General features: G+C 40.7%; 8 protein-coding genes. 2 read left to right on the plus strand and 6 right to left on the minus strand.

Features of this window, described 5'->3' with window-relative positions; translation table 11 throughout:
- Positions 1-34: 34 nt before the first annotated feature.
- The 3 genes from D1013_RS14240 to D1013_RS14250 form a co-directional block, all read right to left on the minus strand.
- Entirely contained in the window at positions 35-1,357 is a 1,323-nt protein-coding gene (locus D1013_RS14240; RefSeq protein WP_121849472.1) for a 4Fe-4S dicluster domain-containing protein, read from the minus strand.
- Positions 1,357-2,331, minus strand: coding sequence for an MlaD family protein (locus tag D1013_RS14245; protein ID WP_121849473.1), 975 nt, complete (start codon positions 2,329-2,331; stop codon positions 1,357-1,359). Before D1013_RS14245 ends, D1013_RS14240 begins: the two co-directional genes overlap by 1 nt.
- Before the next feature lie 97 nt (positions 2,332-2,428).
- A complete protein-coding gene (locus D1013_RS14250) occupies positions 2,429-3,790 on the minus strand; it encodes an N-acetylmuramoyl-L-alanine amidase (protein ID WP_225621546.1) in 1,362 nt (453 codons plus the stop codon).
- Between the two features lie 134 nt (positions 3,791-3,924).
- Between D1013_RS14250 and D1013_RS14255 the strand changes: the two genes are divergently transcribed.
- Both D1013_RS14255 and D1013_RS14260 read left to right on the plus strand, forming a co-directional pair.
- Positions 3,925-6,645, plus strand: a complete 2,721-nt coding sequence (locus D1013_RS14255) for a putative LPS assembly protein LptD (protein WP_225621547.1) — start codon at positions 3,925-3,927, stop codon at positions 6,643-6,645.
- A gap of 25 nt (positions 6,646-6,670) precedes the next feature.
- A complete protein-coding gene (locus D1013_RS14260) occupies positions 6,671-7,051 on the plus strand; it encodes a RidA family protein (RefSeq protein WP_121849476.1) in 381 nt (126 codons plus the stop codon).
- 49 nt (positions 7,052-7,100) lie between these two features.
- Here the strand turns inward: D1013_RS14260 and D1013_RS14265 are convergent, their stop codons facing one another.
- From D1013_RS14265 to pfkA, 3 genes are all read right to left on the minus strand, one after another.
- Positions 7,101-7,952, minus strand: a complete 852-nt coding sequence (locus D1013_RS14265) for an N-acetylglucosamine kinase (protein WP_121849477.1) — start codon at positions 7,950-7,952, stop codon at positions 7,101-7,103.
- Positions 7,953-8,030: 78 nt separating this feature from the next.
- A complete protein-coding gene (gene gap / locus D1013_RS14270) occupies positions 8,031-9,032 on the minus strand; it encodes a type I glyceraldehyde-3-phosphate dehydrogenase (protein WP_121849478.1) in 1,002 nt (333 codons plus the stop codon).
- Positions 9,033-9,054: 22 nt separating this feature from the next.
- Positions 9,055-10,041, minus strand: a complete 987-nt coding sequence (gene pfkA / locus D1013_RS14275; protein WP_121849479.1) for a 6-phosphofructokinase — start codon at positions 10,039-10,041, stop codon at positions 9,055-9,057.
- Positions 10,042-10,211 lie beyond the last annotated feature (170 nt).

The raw sequence follows: 10,211 nt of genomic DNA on the forward strand, positions 1-10,211 counted from the left end.
TTTGTTATTCTTTTCTTTTTACAGAAGTATTACATCAATCATTTGCCCAGTTCAATCGATCCATTTGATTAAATGGCCAAGGGGCACCGTTGTTCTCGATATTGCCCATCATATTGTTGAGTTCGGACGGTGCCGAAGATTGTTCCATCACCAAATATTGGCGCATATCCATAATTATGGATAAAGGATCAATACTGACCGGGCAAGCTTGAACACAAGCGTTACACGTAGTGCAGGCCCAAAGCTCTTCTCGTGTTATATAATCATCAAGTAATTGCTTACCGTCATCAGCAAAAGTACCCTTGTTTTTCTCAATGTTCTTTCCTACTTCTTCCAACCTATCCCTTGTATCCATCATAATCTTACGAGGAGATAGTTTCTTTCCAGTTTGATTTGCCGGGCATTCATCGGTACAACGACCACACTCCGTACAGGTGTAGGCATTCAATAGTTGAACCCAATTCAAATCGGAAACATCGGAGGCACCAAACTTGCCTGGTTCACCTTCATCTTCCGCTGGAGCTGCAAAAGGGTCCGCAGAAGGGTCGAGCATTAGCTTGACCTCGTCGGTAACGGCATCAAGATTTTTGAACTTACCTTTAGGAACCACTTTGCCATAGTAAGTATTCGGAAAAGCAAGTAATATGTGTAAGTGCTTTGAATAATACAGGTAATTAAGAAAAACGAGAATGCCAATGATATGTAACCACCATGCCGTTCTTTCGATGACTATAAGTGATGAAACCTCCATACCCTGAAAAAGAGAAGCCAAATGTTGACTTATAGGAAATGCCCCTGCCTGGGTATAGTGTTCGGCATTCAATTGTTGAAGCTGAAAATCGGCAGCATTCATGGTAAGAAATAGAATCATCAAAACAAATTCTATGTAAAGAATCATGTTGCCATCTTTCTTAGGCCAACCTTTCATTTCAGGCTTTATAAACCTGCTTAAGCGTATAATATTTCTTCGAACCCAAAATGCCGTTACCGAAATTATTACCAGAAGAGCAAGTATTTCAAAACTGGCAATCAAGAAATTATAAATGCTACCCAACGGAGCAAACACTCTATGCGTACCTAAGAGCCCGTCTATGATGATTTCCAGAACTTCAATGTTTATTATAATGAAGCCCAGATATACTATAATATGTAAAAGCCCTGCAACAGGCCTAACCACCATTTTTGTCTGACCCAAGGCAATTCTAGCCATGTTCTGCCAGCGCTGTGGTTTATTATCAGATACGTCTACATCTTTGCCCAGTTTGATATTGCGAAGCAATGAATTTACGTTACGGGAGAAAAAACCAATTCCCGCAATCAATAACACACCGAATAATATGTTAGGCAGGTATTCCATTATTGTTCTTGTTCATTCGGTACGGCTGCCGGGTCATTTTCAGGCAACTCATAGTCTTTTTGCTTTTTCCCGAATACAGATACATTCACGTAGCGCTTGGGGTTCAACCTAAAATCTTGCAAGAGCAAATCCAATTCTCTCGAAGCATTGTTCAAGTTTGCGTAAAGCTCTTCATCTTTCATCAGTTTACCCAACGTACCGTCTCCCCTTTCAATTCTGGCCATCAAGGTATTCAGATTCGCCATTGTCGACTCTAGACTTGCTAGTGTTCTACCCAAACCTGCATTGTTCAGAGAATCTGAAAGTTTGCTAAAGTTGGCCGTAAGTTCTTCAAAGTTCTTTAAAGAGCCTTCTAGTTTGCCCTCGTTGTTGCTTAAAATTCTATTCAAAACTTCGGCACTTTTCTGAAAGCTAGCTACCGTGGTATTTAGGCCACTAAGGGTTTCTCTCAAATCGCGCCTTGCCTTTTCGTCAAGAACATCGTTCACATTTCTTAATAAGGTATCTGCATTGGTCATAGCTCCTTCAACCTTTTTCTGAAGGGGGGTCAACTGTTTTTGTACTAGTTGAGTTAAACCTGGTTGCGATTGGCTTGGAAGTGTATCGCCAGACTTCACCATTGGCGACCCATCGAATACGGGTTTTATCTGAATGCCTTTTCCACCGATAATACCTGTATCATAAAGCTCGGCCAAACTTTGGTTGGAGAAATTAAAATCGCTTTTAACGAAAAATGTGACCAAAAGACTACCGTCTTGATCTTTAAAACTTATATCGGTTACATTACCGACTGCAAATCCGTTGATAGTTACAGGTGTACCCGTTTGCAAGCCACCAACATCTTTATAAACAGCATATAAAGTCTTACCGTTTTCGAAGAGCGGAGAAGATTTTAAATAGCTAAATCCTAATATGAACAACAAAATACCACCAATTACAATGATACCTGTCTTAATTTCCCTTGATAGTTTCAAATGTCAATTTTTTGGGTTAATAGGGACTACCTAAAATCTCTGTGTCCTTAACAAAATTAGAAATAATTTATGGAAGGGCGCACCAAACTTGTTGCGGCTATTTCAAACTTTCTTTAAACGGTATACGCTCTCCATTCCGGTAAGCCACTATATACGAAGTTTTATACCCTTTTAAATCTGCATTTGATTTCAACATTTTTGCCTCGCGTAACGACCTGGTGCTACCATACACATATCTATACAAGTTTTTGTAAGGTTCTTTGGCTACTAAATTAAGGCCGTTAAAGGATTCTGGTCTTAATGGAAGGTCTTTGGCACTAGCCATGATTTGAACCTTATATATTATCAAGTCTTCACTGGACTCGGCCGATGGATTATTGTTCGATGAAGCCTTTTCAGCTTTAGCGCTACCAGTATTTTGCTTATTGGTGTCAGATTCAGAACTTTTCTGGGCCTCTTCAATTATCTCTGCAGCACCCTTACCCGCATTATCTTCCGGTTTCGTGACAGAGCTGTTTATGGTCGGTGATTCTTGCTGAGCCACTTCTTTGTTTTCCTTCGCGGTTTCAACTACCTGTTTTTCATCTGGTTTCTTATCTTCAACAGGTAACTCTTTTTTGGTCTCAACAACTGGATCAAAGTCGGCGATATTACCCATTGCATTGTTTCTGTAAGCAACAATAGCATCGGCGATGGCCGTACCCATTTCAGATTGGCCTTTTTTAGAATTCAAGTAAGCGCCTTCTTGTTTGTTTGTCAAAAAGCCAGTTTCGACCAAGACACTGGGCATAAAAGTTTGATGCAATACGATAAAACCAGCTTGCTTCACTTTCCTATCGTTTCTTTTCAACTTACCAGAAAAATTATCCTGAATTGTCTTGGCGAGGGCTATACTATTATCTAAAAACTCCTCTTGCATAATGGTCAACCCAATTATAGACTCCGGCGAGTTAATATCATAATCGGCATATCTATTTTGGTAATTATCCTCCAAATAAATAACCGAGTTCTCTTTCTTGGCGACCTCAAAATTCTGTTTGTTGGCATGAAGACCTAAAACGAAGGTACCGGCACCATACGCATTAGAGGTATGCGAATCACAATGAACCGAAACAAAAACATCTGCATTCGCCTTATTGGCTATTTGCCCTCGAACATAAAGATCAACAAAAGTATCGTCTTTACGGGTGTACACCACTTTGATATTCGGATTCTTCTCTAAAATAGAACCCACCTTCAATACAATATTGAGGGCAATGTTCTTTTCTAAATAACCGTTACCTAAATTACCAGGATCATGGCCACCATGGCCCGCATCCAAAACAACGGTAAATTTATCGTCATTTTGAAATGTAGCCTTATTTTTGCCAAAAATATAAATTGGTAGTGCCAATGCGATAAATAGAAGTAATCTTAACTTCGACAAACACATAATTACACTGTATTTCGATGCATTCATTATGGTTAAATTTATGGTAACGCCCTATCAGCGGAAGAAAAAATATATGTAAGTTTGACCTCCGAAAGTCTGGCCAAACGCTTACAAAAATAGGATATATAGCCTTGCAATCAAACAAACACTTTTTTCTTTTAATGGCATTGCTATTACTCGGTGTTCTTTCGGCCGCTGCCCAGGAAGATGGCGTCATCCCCTTACCAATCAAAGCAGAACAAGACACAATTATCGCGCCACTCTTCCCTGGCCCTATACAACAAACTGCTAGTCAAAAAGATAGTACAGCTCAAGATACGGTCAAAACAACGCAGTCGATGCTTTTGGATAAAATAAAATACAAGGCCAAAGACTATGTAAAACTTAGTCAAAGCGACCAGAAAATCTATTTGTACAATGAGGCCGAAATCTACTACCAAGATACCGAACTAAAAGCCGGCATTATTGTGATGGATTACGTAAAAAACGAGGTTTATGCGGGAAGAATAAGAGATTCGTTGGGCAATTACACACAGCTTCCTTTTTTCAAACAAGGCGACAATGAGGTGCGGCCAGACAGTATTCGCTTTAACTTCGATACTGAAAAGGCCCTTATTTTTAATTCTCGAACCGAGCAACAGGCCGGTTTGGGGCAGTTGGGCAGCGACGCAATGAAGGTTTATGCCGAAACCACCAAAAAAGAGAACGACTCGGTCTATTTCATGAGCGAAGCGAAGATAACCACCTCAAAAGATACCGTTAACCCTGATTATTACATTCGAGTCAGAAAAGCGAAATTCGTTCCTAAAAAGAAGGTTATCGCAGGTTTCAGCAACCTTTATATCGCCGACGTACCCACCCCTGTTGCACTGCCTTTTGCCTATTTTCCATTAACGGTCGGGCGAACTGCGGGGTTAATGATGCCCACCTTTGGCAACGATCCCAATAGAGGGTATTTTTTACAAAATGGTGGTTACTACTTGCCATTTAGTGAATATGCAGATTTGACCGTCACAGGTGACTTTTATACAAATGGTAGTTATGGCTTTAGAACGGCAACCATTTATACGAAAAGGTATAAGTATCGAGGTAACATCAACTTTAGGTACGAAAACTTGGTTACCAGCCAAAGAGGTTTTGATGACTATGGAAATCAAAAAATATGGAATTTCCAGATGTCTCACTCACAAGATACCAAGGCAAGTCCCAACTCAAGGTTTTCCGCCAACGTCAACTTAGGAAGTAGCTCGTACTATCAAAATTCTTTGAACCAAGTCAACTTGCCTCTTACTCAGAACAACACCTTATCATCGTCGATATCCTATTCAAAGACATTTCCGAACTATCCTTCGGTGAATATGAGCTTAACGGCCTCTCACTCTCAAAACACGAGTGCCTCGGCGAGGGCCAATCCTGACGAAAAAAACATACAAATGACGCTTCCGACCTTTCAGGCCAGTGTTGAACGTATATTCCCCTTTGCCAAAAGGGATGGGATCAAAAAGGGAGCTTTACAAAATATCAACTTTCAGTACGATGTTAATGCCAGAAACCAGCTAACGACCAATGACGAAGACTTTTTAAAAGCCGCCATGTTCGACGATGCCAAGGTTGGGGCCAGACATCGATTGCCCATCAGTACCAACTTCAAGGTGGCCAAGTTTTTTAGTGTGAGTATGGGTGGTAGCTATGAAGATGTATGGACGCTGGAAACCTATCGTCAACGATATGAACTGGGAGAGGGAGATGAACTAGGCTCGGTCGTAAGAGATACCATCCCTGGTTTTGACCGTTACAACAGATACAATCTGAGTGCCAGTGTAGGTACAACCCTTTATGGAACTTTCAATTTTGGGGAAGAAAAGAAAATTCAAGCTATTCGCCACGTTATGCGTCCCTCTTTAAGCTACGGTTATGCCCCCTCTTTTGACCAGTTTTATGATGAATACCTGAACAACGATACCGGAGAGGTCGTTCAATACAGCCGGTTTGAAGGAACATTGAACGGCGCCCCAAGTTTAGGAAAATCGAATAGTTTAAGCTTTTCTTTGGCCAACACCCTTGAGGCCAAGGTGACCGATAAAGATTCGACGGCTACCGAACCCAAAAAGATTTCAATACTGAACAACTTTAATATTTCTACCGGTTATAATTTCGAATCAGATTCATTGAAATTGAGCCCTTTGCGAGTCAACGGGGGTACGAACATTTTGAACAACAAAATGTCAATTAACTTTTCGGCAGGCTTAGACCCTTACGCCATTGACAACAACGGTAGAAGAATAGACGTATTTAATGTCGATAATGGTGGTAGTCTTTTCAGGCTAACACAAGCAAATATAAATGTGGGCTATTCCATCGATAGCGAAACATTCGGAAGACGCAAAGAAGATGATGAGGAGGACGAAGAGGAAACCGGTGCCTACGATTATGTTGCGCAAAGTGGGGGTCGAGATGATGATCTCTTTGGCCGGTCCGATAATTACAATAATCAGCTCATTGAAGACCAGTATAATGACCGTGATGAAGATGAGGATATTGAAAACCCACCTTATGCCACAAAAATACCATGGAATTTTAGGCTGGCTTATTCCGCAAGCTACTTAAATTCCGCGCGACAGAACGAGTTTAGCAGCCACTCACTCATGTTTTCCGGAGATATTGAACTATCTCCCCGCTGGAAAGTTGGTGGTTCTTCTGGATACGATTTTAAAAACAAAGGATTCACCCTAACACAGCTACGTTTTGAAAGGGACCTTAAGAGTTTTAGAATGAATTTTAACTGGACACCTTTCGGAACATACACCCGTTGGTACTTCTTCATTGGAATCAAAAGTTCTATACTTAGCGATCTTAAATGGGAAAATAGAAGCCAGCGATAGAGGTTTAATATAAAATTACGCTCGAATGAAAACAATTATCAATACCGAGAATGCACCCGCCCCCATAGGCCCATACAACCAAGCTGTTCTAAGTGGAAATACCCTATATATTTCAGGTCAAATTCCTATTGATCCGGTTTCTGGAAATTTAGTAGAAGGAGATATAAAGCTAGAGGCAAAACAATGCATGGAAAACCTGAAAGCGATTTTGAATGCTGCTGATATGGGTTTTGATAATGTTGTGAAAAGTAGCATATTTCTTGCCGACATGAACAAGTTTAGTTCTGTTAATGAAGTATACGGTTCCTACTTCGATGAAGCTACCGCCCCGGCAAGAGAAACCGTAGAAGTAGCAAATCTGCCCAAGTTCGTCAACGTAGAAATTTCGATGATTGCCATAAAATAAAAAAGGCCCTTCATTTGGGCCTTTTACTTACTGTATCGGAAATAAAGACTTAAAGGGTTTCCCTGTGAAACTCCATCAAGCCCTCTATCGGTCTCTGTCTTATAACACCGACGATTAAATCATTTCTTTCTAGCACGGTAGTCAACTCATCCTTTAAATAATGAGCTATACTACCAACAAAGTTAATTGGCACTTTTGTGGCCAATTCAAATTGCATGATGTAATTATTGACAAACTGCTGAAAACCTTTGTCTATCACTCCTTTGGAATAAGGGTGGTTTTTGTTTTCAATCAGAAATCTCGCAAAGGTGGCCAAATAAGTATTGGGGTTTGGCTGTTTGTAAAGATTCTCTTTGATGACATCTGGATCAAGATCATACTCCTTGGCAAATTTAAGGGCCAAGTCTTGAGGGATTTTGTGAAAGTAGTAATCTCTTATCAGCTTACGCCCAAAGAAGTTACCACTACCATCATCCATCGGAATGTACCCAAGAGAAGTCACCTTTTGAATAAGTTGATGCCCATCGTAATAGCTACAGTTGGAACCTGTACCCAAAATACAGACGATACCTTGGTGACCAATTTTAGTGGTTGAAAAAATAGCCGCATAGGTATCTTCTTTCACATCGGCAATGGCATTCGGAAAGAAATCTTTAAAGATGTTCTTTAAAAATTTCTTCATTCTATCGGTTCCGCATCCGGCACCATAAAAATGCAAGCGCGTTACTTCCTTCCTATTTCTAGAAAGTTCAAAATTATTGGCTAAGCGATCTTCAATCACTTCGCGGGTCAACACTTCTGGGCTCAGGCCCAATGTCTGTGTCAAAAATAGCTGGTCGCCCTTTTCGTCAAGAGCGATCCAATCTGATTTCGTCGCGCCGCTATCTACAATTAAAATCATAAAATCAGTTTAAAAAAGAATCCTGAAAATAAGCAAAAATCGCTCACTTTCAGGATTTCCATATACAACTCTTTAAAATTAAACGCTAGCAACGTGTTGCACCATATCTACCATTTTGTTGGAGAAACCGGCCTCATTATCGTACCAGCTAACCAATTTGTAGAATCTTGAGTTCAACTCTATACCTGCACCAGCGTCGAAGATGCTAGTTCTTTTATCGCTAACGAAATCTTGAGAAACCACTGCTTCCTCAGTGTAGCCCAAAATTCCTTCCAATTCACCCTCAGAGGCTTCTTTGAATGCTTTTTTGATTTCGTCGTAAGAAGTCTCTTTTTCAAGTTTTACGGTCAAGTCAACAACAGAAACGTCTGCCGTAGGAACCCTAAATGCCATACCTGTCAATTTACCTTCCAAGGCTGGTATTACTTTAGTAACCGCCTTTGCAGCACCGGTAGCAGCTGGAATAATGTTCAACATGGCGCTTCTGCCACCTCTCCAATCTTTTTTAGAAGGTCCGTCTACGGTCATTTGCGTAGCTGTAGTAGCGTGTACGGTCGTCATTAAACCTTCTTCGATACCGAAGTTATCGTTCAACACTTTGGCCAATGGTGCCAAACAGTTAGTTGTACAAGATGCATTTGAAACGATGGTATCAGAAGACTTTACTTCTTTATGGTTTACGCCCATTACGAACATTGGCGCATCTTTAGAAGGCGCTGAGATCACGACTTTCTTCGCGCCACCATCAATGTGGTACTGAGCAGTCTCAAGAGTTGTGAATATACCAGTACATTCAGCAACTATTTCTACGCCAACAGCATCCCACTTAATATTTTTAGGGTCGCGCTCAGCGGTAATTCGCACTGTGGTTCCGTTCACCACCAAATTACCATCTTTTACCTCTACGCTACCTTCGAATTTTCCGTGTACAGAATCGTACTTTAAAAGATAGGCCAAGTGCTCAACATCTAAAAGATCATTAATAGCTACTACCTCAACCCCTTCTCTTCTAACGGTTTCCCTAAAGACCAATCTTCCAATTCGTCCGAATCCGTTAATTCCTATTTTTAAATTTGACATGTGTTCTTGTTTTTAGGATTAATTATGTTGTCATTATTTCGGATACCCTAATGAGCTCCTTATCAATTTTGGTATGCCCCTTGATTGCCTTGCTGATCGGGGTCAAAATAATCTTATTGTTCTGAACGCCCACCATAAAATTGGTCTGGCCCTCCAATAGGCTTTCAACAGCCTTTACTCCCATTCTACTGGCAAGTACCCTATCGTAACACGAAGGTGCCCCACCTCTTTGCATGTGGCCCAAAACGGAAACCCTTACATCGTATATTGGTAAATGCTCTTCAACGTATTCTTTTAATTCGAAGACGCTTTTTCCCGTTTTATCACCTTCGGCAACCACTACGATACTTGATGATTTACCGGACTTCTTACTTCTCTTCAAAGATTCCAATAAACGCTCCAGACCTCGGTTTTGCTCTGGTATCAAAATCTCTTCGGCACCCGCACCGACACCTGTATTTAACGCAATATGGCCTACATCTCGGCCCATCACCTCTACAAAGAACAATCTGTTGTGCGAACTTGCCGTATCTCGAATCTTGTCAATTGCCTCAACAACGGTATTCATTGCGGTATCATACCCTACCGTATTGGAGGTACCGAATATATCGTTGTCTATCGTACCGGGGATACCTATTATGGGAAAGTGGTATTCTTGGCCAAAAATCATGGCACCCGTAAAACTTCCATCTCCACCAATAACTACGAAAGCATCTATACCTTCTGCTATTAATTGGTCATATGCCTTTTTACGGCCTTCCGGGGTTCTAAAGTCATCACAACGGGCCGATTTTAAAATCGTTCCTCCCTTATTTATAATATTGTTTACACTACGCGCATCCATTGGTTTAAAGTCACCCTCAATCATACCCTGATACCCTCTGTAGATGCCCACGCAATCTACCTTCATATAGGCACAGGTGCGAACGACTGACCGGATGGCTGCGTTCATGCCCGGAGAATCACCTCCAGACGTTAGTACACCTATCTTTTTTATCTCTGAAACCATTAAAAAAAACTAAGTTGCAATAATAACAAACTTATTTGAAATTTGGAGCCAGATGAATATCAAATTTACATCAAAGATTGTTACGAAAACGTTTTAAAAATTGAGGTTTCCGTAGGAATTTTAGAATATGTTACCAGCAAATATCACTAAAACAACTTATTACTAGTATT

Origin of the sequence: Euzebyella marina, assembly GCF_003687485.1 — a bacterium.
In the GTDB taxonomy this organism is placed as follows: Bacteria; Bacteroidota; Bacteroidia; order Flavobacteriales; family Flavobacteriaceae; genus Euzebyella; species Euzebyella marina.